The organism is Azonexus sp., assembly GCF_036170495.1.
Lineage (GTDB): Bacteria > Pseudomonadota > Gammaproteobacteria > Burkholderiales > Rhodocyclaceae > Azonexus.
In genome coordinates, this window is the sequence record NZ_JAVHPH010000231.1 from 1 (window position 1) to 16442 (window position 16442).

The window sequence follows — 16442 nt, forward strand, 5'->3', positions numbered from 1 at the left end:
AAAACGCTATGCCGTCAAATACCTGAAAAAAGACCTTAACTGAACGGCATTACCGGTTCAACCGGCCTTTTCTTGCTGCTTGCAGAACGACTTGCGGTCTTGCTATCTCAGCTTTTTCGCGTGGCGCGTGCGCCGGCCAGTCCGAGGAGGGCAATGCCGAGCAGGGCAAGCGTTTCCGGTTCGGGAACACGGTTGAGCGGTTGGCCGAGGGTTGAGGTGATGTTGAGGGTCGATTCGGTCGTATGGCGCTCGGCGTGGAACATGGTGAAGCTGTACTGGTCGTAGGGGCTGATGCCGAGACCGCCGACCAGATTGTCGAGATCGAACGAACCGGAGGTCGCGCCGTGTATACCACCGATGTCCAGTACGAGCTGGCCGTTGATGAATACCCAAACATCGTCGTCACCGGTGAAGGAAAACTCGTTCGCCTTGGTCGGATCGTAGATCAGGCTGAGATTCAGCTCGGAGGTGAAGAAGAAATTGTGGCCGCTGGCGTCCCAGATGCTGGGGTTGGTCAAGGTATCAAGCGGGAAATACGAGCTATTGAAGTAGGTTAGGACGTCGTTGGCATCGACATTGGCGGTGAGCGTGACGGTGCGTTGGCTGTCGCAGGAGTACGCCCCTCCATCGCAGGGACGGTACCAAGCAGCGAAACTGCTCGTGCTGAAGACATTGCCGCTGGCGTTGCCGCCGCCGCCGCTACCGACATAGACCGGTTTGCCGTTGGCATCGAGCATGCTTGCGACCATCCCGGTGGTCAGCCCGCTGATCAGTGTGTTGTTGAAATCCGGATTATTGGCTACGCCGCCGCCGCGAAAATCGCGAACGATGATGTTGAAATCGAGCGAAACGGCTTGGGCCGAAAAGCTCGCCACGGAGAGTAAGCCGGCGGCAATGATCGAATTGATGGATTTCATTTTTTTCTCCTTGAGAGCAAACGGTGTGTCCGCTGGAGATAGAGCATTATTGATGCCGGTTGTAAATAATTTATAAAAAACAATGGGCTGAAATACCATCGACGGTGCACTTGAATGATTTTGTAAAGATTGTCGACGGCAGATTCGCATGCTCAGCGCGTTGTGCTACCAGACAAAGAAAACCAGCGTCCACACCGTTGCCATCAGCCCGACCGGCCACAGCATGGCGATTCCGGCAGTCCATTTTTGGCCGATATTTCCGGTTGACCGCAGGGTCAGCTGGAAAGCCAGCCACAGGCTGCCGAGGCAGCCTGCCGTCAGCAATCCGATGCGGAAATATGGAAGCCAGCCGAGCCACAGGTGTTCGGCTTTCAAATGGGTGACGGTGAGCATCGACAGGCCGAGGATGACGCTGGCGGCGGCGAGTGGGGTGAGGGCCAGGGTGAAGCGTTGCCAGGTCAGGTGTTCGGTTTTGAGCAGGCGGGCGGCGAGGGCCGGGCCGATGAGCAGCAGGCTGCCGAGCAGGAAGCCGCCGCCGAGCAGGTAGGCGAGGATCAGCGCGCCGTCGAGCCAGGTGAACAGGTCGCTGGCTTCCGGGTAATGGGTGAGCAGCCACCACGGCACGTCGTTGTCGAGCAGGGCGAAGTGGTCGTGGTCGACGAGCCATTCGGCAGCGGCTAGTTTGGCGTTGAGTAGCCAGGGGCTGAGCGTCCATTGGAAGGCGGCGGTGGCGACGCCGAGGACGCCGTAGACGAGCGTCAGCGCATCCGGCGTGCGGGCGGGATTGTTGAAGTCGAGGATTTCGCTGAACGGTGAGCGGGCCGAGTAGGTGACGGCGTCGCGCTGGCCGGCGCAGCGGCCGCAGCTGTGGCATTCCGAGGCGCTGGTCATGCGCCGGACGTCGAGCAGCGGTGCGCAGTTGACCGGTTCGAAGTCACCTTGATACTTGTCCCAGGCCTCGCGGTCGACCTTGTAGTGGAGCGGGGCGATCTTGGCCAGCACAGCGAAAACGCCGGAGGCCGGGCACAGGTAGCGGCACCAGATGCGCTTTTCGCGGCCGTAGAGCAGGCCGATGCCGATGGCCGCGACGGTCGAGCCGCCGAGGACCAGCAACGCCGCTTGCGGGTATTCGTAAACGCTGACCAGCTGGCCGTACACCGTGGTCATCACGAAGGCGACGAAAGGCCAGCCGGTCCATTTGAGCCAGCGCGGCAGCGCCTTCCCCCGGCCGTACTGGCTGACCCATTCGGAGAGCGAGCCTTCCGGGCAGAACAGGCCGCACCAGACGCGGCCCATCGTTACCGTGGCGATCATGACGCCCGGCCACCACAGGCCCCAGAAGCAGAATTGCGCGAACAGCCGCAGGTTGTCCCAGATATGGGCGTCTTCCGGCGGCAAAGGCAAAAACGCCGGGATGATGACCATCGCGGCGTAGAGGATGACGATCAGCCATTGGACGGCGATGATCGGGCGGCGGTTATTCCTCAGGAAAAGACCGATTTTTTCCAGTCGACCGTGGGGCCTGCTTTTGTTTTTATCGTCGCGCGGTCGGCTGGGGTGGAACTGGATGACGTGTTCAGCCACGGCCGGTCCTCCGCCAGGCAACGAGCACGACGCTCCAGTAGCCGGCCCAGACGAGCAGGCTGCTCAGGGCCGGGCGGGCGCGGTAGCCGGAGAAGTCGGCAAGCAGCTTGCCGGCCTTGGTGGTGTCGTCGATCAGCATCGAGCTATCCCACACCGGGTCGAGCAGCGGCGGCAGGGTGCCGGCGCCGATCAGGCGGTCGATGGCGGCGATGAGCAGGGCCGAGGCCAGCACCAGCAGCAGGATCGACGACAGCCGCAGGAGCAGGCCGATGTTGAGCCGGGCCAGGCTTTTGGCGGCCAGCCAGGCGGTTGCCCAGGCCCCGGAAAAGCCGGCCAGGGCGCCGATCCACAGCGGCGTCAGGTCGCCTTCCTGGGCCATGCCGTAAAGGAAAATCACCGTCTCCGCGCCTTCGCGGGCGACGGCCAGCGCCGCTACCACGGCGACGCCGAAATAGCCGGACCGCTCGCGGGCGGCGGCCAGGTCGGCATGTAGCCGGGCCTTCATCTGCCGGCCGTGTTTGCGCATCCACAGCACCATCTGGGTGATCAGGCCGGCAGCGACGAAGAGCGTCGCGGTCTGGAAGATTTCCAGCGCCTCGCCGGTCAGTTCGTCCTGCACCGTGAGCAGCGCCCAGCCGAGCAGCAGGGCGAGCCCGACGCCGGCGCCGAGGCCGATGAACAGGGCGCGCTTGCCCTTGCCGGTCGCGTCGTTGGCCTGCAACCAGGCGTAGAGAATGCCGGCGATCAGGAAAGCCTCAAGGCTCTCACGCCAGACGACAAAAAATGCGTTACCCATGCTGTGCTCCGTGCTTGCTGGCTATTTATTGATGTGGCTGGCTGGCGAATTGAGTCGCTAACAAAATGCTCCTGGCGTTGTTGAACCTCCTCGCCGTACTACTCGTACTGTCTTCGTCGGTCCGCCTAGCCAGGACCGCTTCGCTGCATTTTGTTAGCGCCTCTTACTTGGCGACGATCTTTCCCTGCCCGGTTTCCGGATGAAAGTCGTCAAAGAACTTGTACGTCCCCGGCTTCATCGGAAAAAACACCAGATTCCGCGTGACGCCGGGGGCGAGGACCAGTTCTTTCTTCAGTTCCAGACTCTCGAATTCCGCCGCGCCCGGCCCTTCATTTTTCACCTCCAGCCGAAAGCGGGTCATGGCCGGGACTTCCAGCGTTTCGGGATGAATGCGGCCATCCTTCATGAGCAGCTTGTAGGTCGGCAGGTCGGCGGCCGTTGCTACGACCACAGAAACAACGGCTGGCCCTAGGGTCGACCCGAAAAAAAGGCTAAAAATGAAAAGCAGGCGGGCGGTTTTCATGAGCTTTCCTTAGTAGGCGATGTTGGCGCGCAGGGCGAAGACCTTGACGTTCTTCGCATCCGGGTTGGCCCCGGCGCGACCGATCCACTGCAGGTCTGGCGTGATCTCGAATTGCGGCGAAATGCGGTAGCGGTAATAGATTTCGGCGACCTTTTCGGCTCCCGCCGGCGTGTAGGTGAAGTCGAAATTGCCATCGCCATCGATGTCGCCACCAACGCCGCCGTTGCTGCCCAGATCGCGATAAGCCTTGCTCGCCTTCAACCAACTACCGCCGATACCGACGGCGTCGCCGCCACGGCCCCAGTAATTGCCGCTGATTTCGGCGCCGACCGAAAGCGCCTTGTCGAACGGCAACTCGCCGTCGATCAACTGGCCATAGCGGGCGAACAGATTGACCCCGTCGCCAACGCGCTGGTCGACCGAAATCCCGACGCCGGTGTGCTTGCCGGTGGTGACACCATCAAGTTCGCCAGCCGAATTGCGTGTCCAGGCATAGGCGCGGTAGTTGCCGGTCAGGCCACCGAAGAGCTTGAGCTGCTTTTCAGCCTGGAACATGATGAGCGGCGAGGTCAGGCTCTTCTGGTAATTGGAGCCCTTGTCGCCGGCACCCAAAAGCCCCAGCGACAGGCGCCACGGTTCGGCCTTGTTCGTCTCGTTGACGTAAGCAGCGATCACGCCCGGCTGGAAGCCATTGCCGTCGACGGCAACTTCGCCGCCGGCATCGAGCAGGGGGTTGTGCACGAGGACGGAATTCAGGAACTGCTTGGCCTCATCGCCAGCGCCGGTGTTCTGGTCGAAGAAGCCGAAGATGTCCATCTTGCCGAAGGTGAGCTCCAGTTTCTCGCGCGAATAAGGCTTGAAACCGCCGAACGGCAGCGGAATAGCCGCCTGGTACCAGGCTTGGCCGAGGATGGCCACCGAATCGTCGGGGTTGGCGCCGCTGGCCCGGAAAGCCACTGCATTGGGGGCGCTGGCAAAATGGGCGAGGCCGGAGAACGGGGCGTTCAGACCCTGGCCCTGGCCGATGCGGACATGGGCGAAAACTTTCTGCTCGATGTCGCCGATCGCTTCGAGCGGCAGTTCGACCGTGACATCGGCCCGGTAGTTGAGCTGGCTGCCGCCGTCCACCGTACCCGTGGGCAGGCCGGAAGCATGCTGGGCCACCGTGGTCAGCGCCGCGCCGACCTTGATGCCGTCGAGCTTGTCGGCGAGCCTGGCCGACTTCTTCATTTCCAGCGCATCCTTTTCGACGGCCTTCAGGCGCACCGTCAGCTCCGGCTCGTATTGCGACAGGCGCGGGCTGTCGAGACCCTTGGCGATATCAGCGCTTTCGCCCTTGAGCGATTTGACTTCCTTCTCCAGCTCGACGTTGCGCGCTTCCAGCTTTTCCATGCGGTCGACCAGCTTTTGCAGCGTCGCGGCGTCGGGGCCGGCGGCGAGCACTGGCAGGGCCAGCCCCGCCGCGACCAGCGCAGCGGTGATTTTGGCGAGTTTCATGATCAGTAGCCGCCTTTTTTGCCGATGCCGACGTAGGTGAATTCGTAGTCGACTTCAAACGGCTTGAACCACGGGCGAACGCCGGTAGCGCGGTCGGTGTGGCGGCCGAAGTGAGCGTGCGGGTTGGCCGACGGCGGCAGGATGGTGTACTTCACCTTGTACTTGCCGGGGCCGGCCAGCTTGATGTTTTCGCCGTAGTGCGGGCCGTCGTTGGCGACCATCGCCATGAAATCGCCGGCCACCTTGTAGGCGTCGCCGATCTTGCTGACTTCGTACTTGACCAGCAGGTAAGGCATCCAGGCGCCTTCCTCGAAACCGTTCGGGTTGTTGGCCAGGGCGTGGATGTCGGCTTCGATGTGGATGTCCGATTCGGACACCTTGCGCATCATGCCTTCCGGCTCCATTTCGATCGGCTGCAGATAGACGGCGGCGATTTCCATGCCGGCTTTCTGCTGGGGAACGCCGATCGGGTATTCGAGGGCCAGGGCCGGGGCGGCCAGCGCGGCGGACAAGGCTACGGCGGAAACAAGTTTGTTGATGGACAACATGGATAAGACTCCCTGGTTTCTCTGGCTGGCGATTCGCGTGGCTGGCTTGAGGATGGTTTGAAAAAAATGGAATTCAGAGCGGTGCGGCGCCCGGCTGGGTGACGAAGCCGATCCGGGTCAGCCCGGCCCGCCGCGCCGCGCTCATCGTTTCGGCGACCGTTTCGTAGCGCGTTGCGCGGTCGGCGCGCAGGTGCATTTCGACCTTGGCGTCCTGGGCCACGGCTTCGCTGAAGCGCGCTTCGAGGCTGCTACGGTCAACCGGAGTTTCGGCCAAAAAAACCTGGTTGTCGGCATCGATGCTGACTTGCAGCGTCAGCGGCTTTTCCGGGGTCGGCGTGCTTGAGGCGCGCGGCAGGTCGACCGGCACCTGATGCGTCATGAGCGGCGCGGTGATGATGAAAATGATTAGCAAAACCAGCATCACATCGACCAGCGGCGTCATGTTGATTTCCGCCGTCGGCATCGGGTGGTTCTGCGCATTGAAGCTGCCCATGGCCATGTCAGGTCTCCCGCCGGGCCGTCCCAAGGGAGGCCTGTGCCCCCTCGGGGGGCAATGAACGAAGTGAGTGAAGGGGGCGCGTCATCATGCGGCCTCCGTCGCAAGGCGCGCACGCATCGGATGAATCTGCGCGCTGTTGGCGACAAACGGCTTGCCGACCGTGAAGAAGGCATGCAGGTCGTGGGCGAAGGCGTCGAGGTCGGCCAGGATGACGCGATTGGCACGGGTGAAGGCGTTGTAGGCGAAGACGGCGGGCAGCGCCACGGCGAGGCCGGCGGCGGTCATGATCAGCGCCTCGCCGACCGGGCCGGCCACCTTTTCCAGCGCCGCCTGGCCGGACAGGCCGATGGCGAGCAGCGCGTGGTAAATACCCCAGACGGTGCCGAGCAGGCCGACAAAAGGCGCCGTGGCGCCGGTCGTGGCGAGCAGGGTCAGGCCGTTTTCCATACTGGCTTGCGTCGTGGAAAGTTGCTGGCGCAGGGCGCGTTCCATCTGCTCGGCCGGGTCGAAGCGCGAGGCGAGGCGGCCGGGAGCGGCTTCGCAATCGTTATTGCAGCCGTTGGCTTGCGTCGCCAGTTGGGCGTACGGGCTATTCTGGCTGGCCTGATTGAGCAGGGCGATGCCATCGCCGACACTGCTCGCCGACCAGAAGGCACCAAGCGCCTTGGCCGCCCGGCGCACCATCCACCAATCGACGGCCTTGGCCAGGATGAGGTACCAGCTGACGATGGACATGATGGCGAGGATGATCGCGACGGCGTGTGAAATGCTGTCGCCGCTGGCCCACAGGTGGGCGAAGCCGAAAGCGTTTTCCTGCATGTTATTGCTCCAATTTGAAAATGATGGGAACCAGCACCCAGCTCTGGACAGCGTTGTCGCCGCGCTTGGCCGGGATGAATTTCCAGTTGCGCACGGTTTTTTGCGCCGACTCGTCGAGTCGCTGGCTGCCTGACGACGTCCTGATTTCAACGTTGTCGGCCGAACCCTGCGCATTGACCGAGACGCGCAGCACGACCTTGCCTTCCTCGCCCATGCGGCGCGAGAGCGGCGGATAGGCGGGGGCCGGGTTCTTCAGATAATCGGCATCGAAACGCGCCTGGCTGACCGGCTCGGCCGGCGGCGTCACGGGGGCCGGCTTGACTTCGACCGGCGCGGCAACGATGGCGGCGGGCGCCGGAATGTTGCTCTGCGTAGCTTCGACGACCGGGGCGGCGGCCTTTGGTGCCGGCGTCTGCACCCGCTTGACCGGCACCGGCTTGGCCATCGGCAAGGGCTTGGCGACCGGCGCTTTCTTGATCTCGGGCGTTTCCAGCAGATCAACGACGAGCGGGATTTCCAGGATCTGCGGCACCACGGTTTTGGCCGCCAGGATGAGCAGGAAAACGCCGACATGCAGGCCAATGACTGCGGTCAGGAGGCCGCTGCGCTGGAAGGGTGAAGGACGGGAAAGGGTGTAGCTCATGGTCTGCAGTTCGGGCTTGGCCGGCGGTCTCGAAAAAACCCTTGGCTGGCGGATGCTGGCTGGCTATGGGAACGAGAGGGCAATGAAGAGGGGCGGCGGAGAGAAACTATTTGGTCAGGATCAGTTTGTTTTCGCGTGTCACACGCAGCAGGTAGCGCTGGCCGGCGTGTTCGATCTCGACCGTCGTGGCGCCGGCGAGAATCTTTTTGCTATCGATCCGCGGGCGGTTTTCGGTTTTTTCGGCGGGCGGGGCGGGCTCGGGAGAGGGGGGCTGCGGGTTCATGGTGGGCGCCTATTGCAAACAAGAATTGGTCGCATCTTCTCGTAGATGAGAATTGATGTCAATAATTATTGCGAATCATTCGCAACCGTGTTGATGTGTTGTTGCAAATGCGATACATTCGCATCTAAGTTGATCGACTCGCCAGCCGCTTTCCTGCCCGCCATGTCTTGAAGTGCGTTCCAGAGGGTGTCTCCGCGGTTTTGTCCGACTGTTTTGTCGGCCATCGACGGGTAACTGTTTCACCTCTCGAACATCTATTGTTCGGCCAGCCAGCCAGCCTCCTGCCAGCCAGCCATTTGTGACTCGACAGAGGACTGTTTGTGAAAAATAACGATGTGAAATTTCAGGTGCGCGGGGTATCGCCGGCACCCTCCCGTGGCCGGCGACAGGCCGGTCGATTGCCGCTGGGGGCGGCTGTTGTTGCTGGCTTACTCGGCGTGGCAAATGCGTCTGCGGCCGAGGAGCAGACGCTGGCGCCGGTCACCGTCAAGGCAACGGCCGAGCAGCAGGACGGTTATCGGGCTAGCAAGACCCGGGTCGGCAAGGTGGTGCAGGACCCGCACGACGTGCCGCAGGCGATCACGACCATTACCCGTTCGCTGATGGAAGAGCAGGAGGCGAATTCGCTGCGCGAGGCGCTGCGCAATGTCTCCGGCCTCTCGTTCAACGCCGCCGAGGGCGGCCGTTCCGGCGACAACATGATGTTGCGCGGCTTCTACACCTTTGGCGACATGTACCTCGACGGCATCCGCGATACCGCCCAGTACAACCGCGAGGTGTTCAACACCGAGCAGGTCGATGTCCTGCGCGGCGCGGCGGCCATGCTCTTCGGGCGCGGTCAGGCCGGCGGTGTGATCAATCAGGTGAGCAAAACGCCAACGCTGTATGGCATCAACAAGGCCAGCATCGGCATTGGCAGCAACGAATTTTTTGAAGCCAAGGCCGATTTAAATGAGCGGATTGCCGACAACACGGCGCTGCGCATCAACTTCATGACGCGCGACGAGGGCAGTTCGCGAAGCAATCCGGTGACGGGAACGACGCCGGAAATCCATCGCCAGGGTTTTGCTCCGAGCCTTGCCTTCGGCCTGGGTACCGCGCACGAGGTGACTTTGAGCCACCTCTATCTGGCCACCCAGGACCGGGCCGATTACGGCGTCCGCTTCGACAGCGTGACCAAGCGGCCGGATGAAAACTACGCCAAATCAGGCGCCTTCTGGGGCGTCGATGGCACTTTCGACGACAGCGAAACCAACATTACGAGCCTCAACTACCTGTTCACGATGTCGCCCGATACGCAATGGCGGACGGTGCTGCGCTCGAGCAACTACAAGCGCTCGTACTGGGCTTCGGCGCCGGGCACCGCGACCAATTTCGCCAGCGGCGGCAGTGCCAAGACGCGGCAGACCGATACCGACAACCTGGTCATCCAGAGCGATCTCAACACGCGTTTCAAGGCCTTCGGCATGAAGCACGAACTGGTCACCGGCGTTGAATATCTGAAGGAAGAGGCCAGGCGCTGGGCGCTGGCGAATGTCGGCAACAGCGGAATCTACTTTAAGGACGTGGTCGGCTTCGTCAATGGGGTGACCGGCCAGCTTTTCGACACTCGTCCGACCAACACCTACCAAGGTGAAACCTTCAGTGCCTATGTTCAGGACGCAGTCGAATTCATCCCGGACTGGAAGCTGACCGGCGGCATACGCCGCGACGAGATGCGTTCGGATTACGTGTCAGTATCGTCCGTGCAGAACGCCAGCAGGCAAGTGATTGGCACGACCACGACGCAATATTCCGGCAACTTCGGCGAAAACAGCTACCGCCTCGGGCTGTCCTGGCAGCCGCGCGCCGAGGCGCACTACTACCTCGGCTGGAGCGACTCGTTCAGCCCGACGGCGGACCTCTATCAGCTGTCCGGCAGCCAGTATCCGGCCGAACGCTCGGCGGTCACCGAACTGGGCGCCAAGTGGTTGCTGCTCGACGGCGATCTGGCCTTCCGCGTCGCGCTGTACCACGCCGTCAAGGAATGGGAACGCAACACCGACCTGGAATCGACGGCATCCATCCTGACCCGGAAGCGCCAGTCGGATGGCCTGGAGTTTGAACTGGCCGGCCGCCTCACCGACAACTGGGAAGTCTTCGGCGGCCTGTCGCTGATCGACGCCGAGATTCTCGACGTCGCCCCGGCGAACGGCAATCCGAACTTTGTCGGGCAGGAGCCGCGCAACACGCCGAAGCGGACCGTCAATCTGTGGACCACCTATCGCCTGCCGCTGGGCTTCAAGATTGGCGGTGGCGCCGAGTACAAGAGCAAGCGCTACGGCGGCGCGCCGACCGGCACGGCGGCCTTCAACCCGAACACGGTGCCGTCCTATATCCGCTGGGACGCGATGGTCACTTACGAGCAGCCGAAATACGCCATTAAGTTCAACGTCCAGAACGTCTTTGACAAGCTCTATTACGACGCGCTCTACGACAACGGCGGCTTTACCGTCCCCGGCCAGGCACGCCGTTTCATCCTGAGTGGCAAGCTCAAGTTCTGAGCGATTTCAATTTTGGTCACTTTTCCCGGTTGACCGTAGCAATGATGGAAAGCTTAAGAAAATGAAACGACGCGATTTTTTGAAAATGGCCGGTGCGCTGGCTGCCTTGCCGCAGGCCGGTTTTGCCTGGGCTGGACCGGCCCCGTCAGGCGTCTCGATTGCCGCCGCCTGGCGCGGCCCGAATCCCGGCGACACGTATTACGCCGGCGTCCTCGGCGCTGACTGGGGGAGCAGGAAGATCACCATCCGCCGCGCCACCGCCTTGCCGACGCGCGCCCACGGCCTGACGCCGGAGGCCGATGGCAGCCTGCTTCTGACCGGCGTTCGCCCCGGCGGCTGGCTGATGCGCCTCGGGCCGGATGGCCAGGTGGCGCAGCAGGTCGACCTGGCCGGGGCGTCTTCGGATGCCCGCTTGAACGGCCACGTGGTGGTCAGTCCGCGTGGCGACGTGATCTACAGCACCGAAACCGACCTGAAAACCGGCCGCGGCCTGATCGGCGTCCGTGATCGCCAGAGCCTGAAAAAGCTGGCCGAATGGCCGACGCATGGCCAGGAGCCGCACCAGTTGCTAATTGACGCCAGCGGTCAGTTGATGGTTGCCAACGGCGGCATTCCGCGCACGGCCGCCGACAAGAAATACGATCTGCACCGTATGGATTCCTCGCTCGTCCGCCTCGATGGCCAGAGCGGTCGTCTGCTCCGCCAATGGACCCTCGATGACCGCCGCCTGAGTCTGCGCCATCTGGCCTGGAGCCACGGGCCGGCGGCCAGCCAGCCGCTCCTCGGCGTTGCCATGCAGGCCGAACACGACGATCCAGCCGCCCGCGCGGCGGCGCCCATTCTGGCCGTGCTCGACGGCGACGAACTGACGCTGCCGAGCCGGGGCAGCGCCGGCGCTGGCTACGCCGGCGACATTGCCCCCGCTTACAACGGCGGCTTTGCCCTGTCGAGCAACCAGGCCGGCTTGGCCCAACTGTGGCATCCGGCCCAGCCGGACCGGCTGACGCGCATCGTCGAACTGCCGGAAGCCTATGCCCTGACCGGCTGGGAAGGCCCCCGGCCGGGCGGTGGCGTGCTGGTGTCGACGGCCCTCGGGTTGGTCCGCTGGCACCCGGGCGCCAAGCCGGCCTTGTTGCCGTGGCCGGAAAAAATGGCGGTAGATAACCACTGGGTGCGGCTCGACGAGTCCTGATGCCATTCGTCGTAGGCCCGACGATTTGATCGGCCATGCGGTTTTCATGCTAGATTCAGCAGCATTTCATGCCTTGAATCGAAGCCGGACAGCATCATGGCCGAAAAAATCCGCTCAGTTCGCCTTGCCGTGTTGGCCGCCGTCGTGTGGACGATTGTTCTGGCCCTGTCGATGGTGTGGAATTTTCACAATGTCCGGGATCAGGCGATGGCGATGGCCTATGCCGAGGCGCGCGCCAATCTCAACAAGGACATCACCTTTCGCCGCTGGGGGACGCTGCACGGCGGGGTCTATGTGCCGATCACGGAAACCCAGAAATCGGTGCCCTGGCTGTCGCATGTGCCGGGTCGGGATGTGACGACGAGCGATGGCCGCCAACTGACCTTGCTCAATCCGGCCTCGATGCTGCGCCAGATGATGGATCTCTACGCCGCCGACTACGGCATTCGCGGCCGCATCACCGGACTGCGTTACCTGAATCCGGGCAATGCCCCGGACGCCTGGGAAAAACGCCAGCTGGAAACCTTTGAGCGGGGTGATAAAAAAGAAGTCTGGGCGATCGAGGCGATCGCCGGCAAACCGCATCTGCGTTACCTGCGGGTGATGATGATGGAGCCGGGCTGCGACAAATGCCACGCCATCCTCGGCTACAAAACCGGCGACGTACGCGGCGCTACCGGGCTCAATCTGCCGTTGGCGCCCTATCTCGAGCAGATTGAAAATGGCCGCCTGAATCTGGGTTTCAGCCATTTTCTCATCTGGCTCATCGGCCTGGCCGGTATTGCCTGGGGCGGCTCGATTTCGGCTGGCCGGGCGGCCGAGCGGGAAGCCTCGCGGGCCGAATTGCTGCGCCATCGCGACGATCTGGAATCGCAGGTTGCCGCGAGAACGGCCGAGCTTTCGCAGGCCAAGGAAATTGCCGAGTCGGCCAATCGGGCAAAAAGTACTTTCCTGGCCAACATGAGCCACGAGGTGCGGACGCCGATGAACGCCATCATCGGGCTGACGCACATGCTGGCCCGTCACAATGTCGACCCGGCCCAGACTGAAAATCTGGGGCGGATCAACGAGGCGGCGAATCATCTCCTTGCCCTGATCGGCGACGTGCTCGATCTGTCGAAAATCGAAGCCGACCGGCTGGCGCTGGAAAACGCCCCGTTCCGGCTTGGCAGCCTGTTCGCCAATATTGACAGCCTGCTTGGCGAACGCGCCCAGGCCAAGGGCTTGTGGCTGAAGCGCGAGATCGCGCCAGCGTTGCTCGACATTCCGCTGCTCGGCGATTCCCTGCGTATCCAGCAAATACTGCTCAACCTGGTTGGCAATGCGATCAAATTTACAGCACGCGGCGGCGTCACCGTTCGCGCCGCTATCGCCGAAGAAAAGGCCAGCGAGGTATGGGTGGCGATCGAGGTCATCGACACCGGCATCGGCATTTCACCCGACGCCGTGCAGCGTATTTTCGAGCCGTTCGAACAAGCCGACAGTTCGACAACCCGCCAGCATGGCGGCAGTGGCCTCGGTCTGGCGATCTGCCGACGCCTCGCCCGGTTGATGGGAGGCGATGTCGTTGCAACCGGCATTCCCGGGGAGGGCAGCCGCTTTTCGCTGACCCTGCGCCTGACCAGAAATGCGCTGGCGGAGAAGGAGGCCGGCCCGCCTGTCCGGCTGTCCGGCGCCGAAGCCGAGCGCCAGTTGAAGGCCCGGCACGGCAGCGCCCGTATCCTGCTGGTCGAGGACGACGAGATCAACCGCGTGGTGGCCCTGGAGTTGCTGCATGAATCGCTTGGCTGGACCGTCGATATTGCTGAAAACGGTGCGCAGGCGGTCGATATGGCGGGCGCCACCGATTACGCGCTGATCCTGATGGACGTCCAGATGCCGGTCATGGACGGCCTCAAGGCAACCCGCGCCATTCGGCAACTGCCGGGGCGTCGGTACACGGTGATTCTGGCGATGACCGCCAACGCCTTCCAGGAGGACCGCATGGCTTGCCTGGCGGCCGGCATGGACGATTTCGTGCCGAAGCCGGTCGATCCCGAGATTCTCTACGCTATCTTGCTGAACTGGCTGGACAAGCAGATCGGTTAGATTGCCCGGCTGGTCAGCTGCGCTTCGTTCTGATTCAGGTCGATCAGCCGGGAAAGGCTCGAGGCGCCGCTGTTTTTCATGTACAGACAGGGTTTGCCCGTGCGTTTGCATTGTTCCTTCACGCGCCAGTAGGCGTTGTGGCTGATGCAGCCAGCCTGGCAGATGACCAGATCGGCGGCAGCCAGGAAGCCGTCGATGCGGTGCAGGCTTTCCTCCAGCCCGCCATCGTGATGCAGGAATCGGCCGCCACGCTGTTCGACGATCTGGCGATAGCCGTCGATCGAGCCGGTACGGCCGCCGACGCACAGCACGCATTTGCCGGCGAGATTGGTGCCGGCCTCTTCCGGCGCCGCAGCCGGCTGTTCGCCGTCGGCCAGCAGATACTTGATGGTTTCATCGGCATGTCTGGCCAGCGCCCGCAGGTGGTCAATTTCCCGGCCCAGTTCGCCGGCCTGCGCCGTCAGCGCACTGGCTCTCGCTTCGGCATCGCTGGCGCGGCGGGCCAGGATCTGGCGCTCCTTGAGTTCAGGCAGGCTCTGCCGCAATAGGTCGAGCTGGCCGGCCAGGTTGGCGGCGTAGGCGTCCTTGCCAGCCTGGTCGATGCGCAGTTCGGCGACGCGCTGGCCGAGTCGCTGCATCTCCCGCGATTTCTCGGCGCGCTGGGTTTCGACTTCGCGGCGGGCGGCGTCGAGTTGCCGGCGCAATAGCGCGTTGTCGGCGTGCAGCGCCTTGAGCATGGAGAGTTCGGCCCGTGTGCCGATGCCGAGCTGGTGCTGGATCATGTGAATGTCGGCGTAGATGTCCTGTTCGAGCAAGGTATCGCAGGCCGGATGCGTCCAGCTCGCCCAGAGTGCGGCGGGGAGGTCGATGCCGGTGCGGACCGCGTCGCGCCACAGGGCGCGCACGGCCTCGGCCTCCTTGGCTTTGGCAAAGGTCCGGACGGTGAGTTGAAAGCGTTTTTCGAGCTGCTTGTGCAGCGCTTCGGCCAGCGGCGTGCGCATTTCGCAGGCGCCGACGGCCGTCGTGTGCAGCACGAAATCGCTGGTGTCGCGCGGAAATTGCAGGTTCCTGGCCATCAGGCCGCGCAGTTCTTCAACGCCAAAGCAGACGCCGATGACCGGGCAGTGAAATTTGTGCGGGATGTCCCACAGCTTGCGGCGGCGCGAGCTGTGGTGCGGCGCGCTGGCGGTTTCTTCGGGCAGGCTGGGTCGATGCAGGGTCAGCGTTTCAGGCTGGCTATGGCGGGTCGGGGCGAAAAATCCGCCGGCAATGTGAAAGGGATGATCGGACATGTGCAGGCTCCTCGGCGATGAATCGCTGGCTGGCCGGGCATCCGGTTGGCTGGCAGGAAAAGTGATATTGCAATTTTGGCGAAAATTTCCGGTTGACCCTAGGGCCAGCCTTTGTTTCTATGGTCGGGGGATTGATGATCCCCGTTCGCCAGGACAGGTAAATCCTATAACTGCAGGCCACTGGCCAGCGGGCAGCGCAGGTGCACCGTCAGCGCATCGCGCTCGCCGGCCAGGCGCTCGCATTCGGCATGGGCGGCGCGGATGGTTTTTTCGAGGTGCCAGACGCGCTGTGCCGCGCTGCTCAAATCGTCGTTCGAGGCGCTCAGTTGCTGTAATTGCCGGCCCAGTTCGATCATCACCTGACCGGATTCAAAATCGGCCAACCGCCGGCGCTGGGCGGCAACGATAGCCTTCAAGGCATTGATCTCATTTTGCTGGGCGATGCATTTCCTGACCGACATCGTGGCGCTCCGGCGCTGGGTCTGGCGCGACTGGCGCAGGGCAGAGCACAGGGTGGCGATTTCGGATTCCAGCGCAGCGACGCGTCGGCTGGCTTTGTCGCTCGGCAGCGGGCTGAGGTCAGCCTGCGGATCGCCGTCGTCGCGTTCGAGCAGGGCGCGGTTCTTAAGCGGTGCCAGCATGATGATGCTCCTCGCCAGAATTCAGTCGGTTGCTGGCCCGTTCGCAGAGATTGCGGGTGTCGGCATCGAGGTCGGCGAGCGCGCCGATGCGGTCGAGCAGTCGGGCGGCGTTCAGTGCCGAATGCTGACAACCGGTTTCGTGGTGAATGAGCAAGAGGCTCAGGGCACCGGCCCACAGTTCGCTGCTTGGCATGGTCGCTCCTTGCTGCAAAATCAGCTTGAAATGCCGGCCAGCAGCAGCCAGAGCAGCAGGCCGGCCAGGGAAGTGTTGAAAAGCAGGCTACGCATGATTGATAAACGTTGTTGAGAATGGTTCGCATTGTAAAGCCGGGTTGCCGGCTTGTAAATAGGAATAATTATCAAATGGTCGTTTGGCGTATTCAGCAGTGGGCAAACGCCAGACAAGAAAAAGGCCACGGACTTGCCGTGGCCTTGGGTGCCTTGCCGCTGAGTAGTGATTAGCGGTCGAAGCTCTTTTTCTTGAAGCTGCGCTCGCCGTCGAACTTGCGTTCGGCCGCGCCATCCGGGCGGCCTTCATCCGGGCGCAGGTTGATCGGCACGCCGCGGACGCGGGTGC

The 16442-nt window shown here is 62.8% G+C and carries 17 protein-coding genes; 3 read left to right on the top strand and 14 right to left on the bottom strand.

The annotated features are described in order from the left end of the window. Positions 1-107: 107 nt before the first annotated feature. From ADADOO_RS07810 to hemP, 10 genes are all read right to left on the bottom strand, one after another. Complete coding sequence (locus ADADOO_RS07810) at positions 108-1067, bottom strand: fibro-slime domain-containing protein (RefSeq protein ID WP_511276460.1); 960 nt, start codon at positions 1065-1067, stop codon at positions 108-110. Positions 1068-1082: 15 nt separating this feature from the next. Beyond that, positions 1083-2501: a 4Fe-4S binding protein gene (locus ADADOO_RS07815; protein WP_511276462.1), complete on the bottom strand. Its 1419-nt coding sequence runs from the start codon at positions 2499-2501 to the stop codon at positions 1083-1085. Then, complete coding sequence (locus tag ADADOO_RS07820; protein WP_511276464.1) at positions 2494-3297, bottom strand: FTR1 family iron permease; 804 nt, start codon at positions 3295-3297, stop codon at positions 2494-2496. The genes ADADOO_RS07815 and ADADOO_RS07820 overlap by 8 nt, the downstream gene beginning before the upstream one ends. A 163-nt stretch (positions 3298-3460) precedes the next feature. Next, positions 3461-3820, bottom strand: a complete 360-nt coding sequence (locus tag ADADOO_RS07825; protein ID WP_511276465.1) for a cupredoxin domain-containing protein — start codon at positions 3818-3820, stop codon at positions 3461-3463. A 9-nt stretch (positions 3821-3829) separates the two neighbouring features. Beyond that, positions 3830-5317, bottom strand: a complete 1488-nt coding sequence (locus ADADOO_RS07830) for a carbohydrate porin (RefSeq protein ID WP_511276467.1) — start codon at positions 5315-5317, stop codon at positions 3830-3832. 2 nt (positions 5318-5319) lie between these two features. Then, positions 5320-5865, bottom strand: a complete 546-nt coding sequence (locus ADADOO_RS07835) for an iron transporter (protein ID WP_511276469.1) — start codon at positions 5863-5865, stop codon at positions 5320-5322. A 73-nt stretch (positions 5866-5938) separates the two neighbouring features. Beyond that, positions 5939-6364: an ExbD/TolR family protein gene (locus tag ADADOO_RS07840; RefSeq protein WP_511276471.1), complete on the bottom strand. Its 426-nt coding sequence runs from the start codon at positions 6362-6364 to the stop codon at positions 5939-5941. Positions 6365-6448: 84 nt separating this feature from the next. Then, positions 6449-7183 carry a MotA/TolQ/ExbB proton channel family protein gene (locus ADADOO_RS07845; protein WP_511276472.1) on the bottom strand — a complete coding sequence of 245 codons (735 nt, stop codon included), beginning with the start codon at positions 7181-7183 and terminating at the stop codon, positions 6449-6451. A 1-nt stretch (position 7184) separates the two neighbouring features. Beyond that, positions 7185-7826: an energy transducer TonB gene (locus ADADOO_RS07850; RefSeq protein ID WP_511276474.1), complete on the bottom strand. Its 642-nt coding sequence runs from the start codon at positions 7824-7826 to the stop codon at positions 7185-7187. A 106-nt stretch (positions 7827-7932) separates the two neighbouring features. After that, positions 7933-8109, bottom strand: a complete 177-nt coding sequence (hemP, locus tag ADADOO_RS07855) for a hemin uptake protein HemP (protein WP_511276476.1) — start codon at positions 8107-8109, stop codon at positions 7933-7935. A 320-nt stretch (positions 8110-8429) separates the two neighbouring features. Between hemP and ADADOO_RS07860 the strand changes: the two genes are divergently transcribed. From ADADOO_RS07860 to ADADOO_RS07870, 3 genes are all read left to right on the top strand, one after another. After that, complete coding sequence (locus ADADOO_RS07860; protein WP_511276478.1) at positions 8430-10652, top strand: TonB-dependent receptor; 2223 nt, start codon at positions 8430-8432, stop codon at positions 10650-10652. A 61-nt stretch (positions 10653-10713) separates the two neighbouring features. After that, positions 10714-11844, top strand: a complete 1131-nt coding sequence (locus ADADOO_RS07865; protein ID WP_511276479.1) for a DUF1513 domain-containing protein — start codon at positions 10714-10716, stop codon at positions 11842-11844. 96 nt (positions 11845-11940) lie between these two features. After that, positions 11941-13932 carry an ATP-binding protein gene (locus ADADOO_RS07870; protein WP_511276481.1) on the top strand — a complete coding sequence of 664 codons (1992 nt, stop codon included), beginning with the start codon at positions 11941-11943 and terminating at the stop codon, positions 13930-13932. Here ADADOO_RS07870 and ADADOO_RS07875 read toward each other — a convergent pair. From ADADOO_RS07875 to ADADOO_RS07890, 4 genes are all read right to left on the bottom strand, one after another. Next, on the bottom strand, positions 13929-15224 hold the full coding sequence (locus ADADOO_RS07875; protein ID WP_511276482.1) for a DUF2325 domain-containing protein: 1296 nt from the start codon (positions 15222-15224) through the stop codon (positions 13929-13931). The genes ADADOO_RS07870 and ADADOO_RS07875 overlap by 4 nt on opposite strands. Positions 15225-15388: 164 nt before the next feature. After that, a complete protein-coding gene (locus ADADOO_RS07880; protein WP_511276484.1) occupies positions 15389-15865 on the bottom strand; it encodes a hypothetical protein in 477 nt (158 codons plus the stop codon). Beyond that, on the bottom strand, positions 15849-16058 hold the full coding sequence (locus ADADOO_RS07885) for a hypothetical protein (RefSeq protein ID WP_511276486.1): 210 nt from the start codon (positions 16056-16058) through the stop codon (positions 15849-15851). Before ADADOO_RS07885 ends, ADADOO_RS07880 begins: the two co-directional genes overlap by 17 nt. A gap of 20 nt (positions 16059-16078) precedes the next feature. After that, a complete protein-coding gene (locus ADADOO_RS07890; RefSeq protein WP_511276487.1) occupies positions 16079-16282 on the bottom strand; it encodes a hypothetical protein in 204 nt (67 codons plus the stop codon). Between the last annotated feature and the right edge of the window lie 160 nt (positions 16283-16442).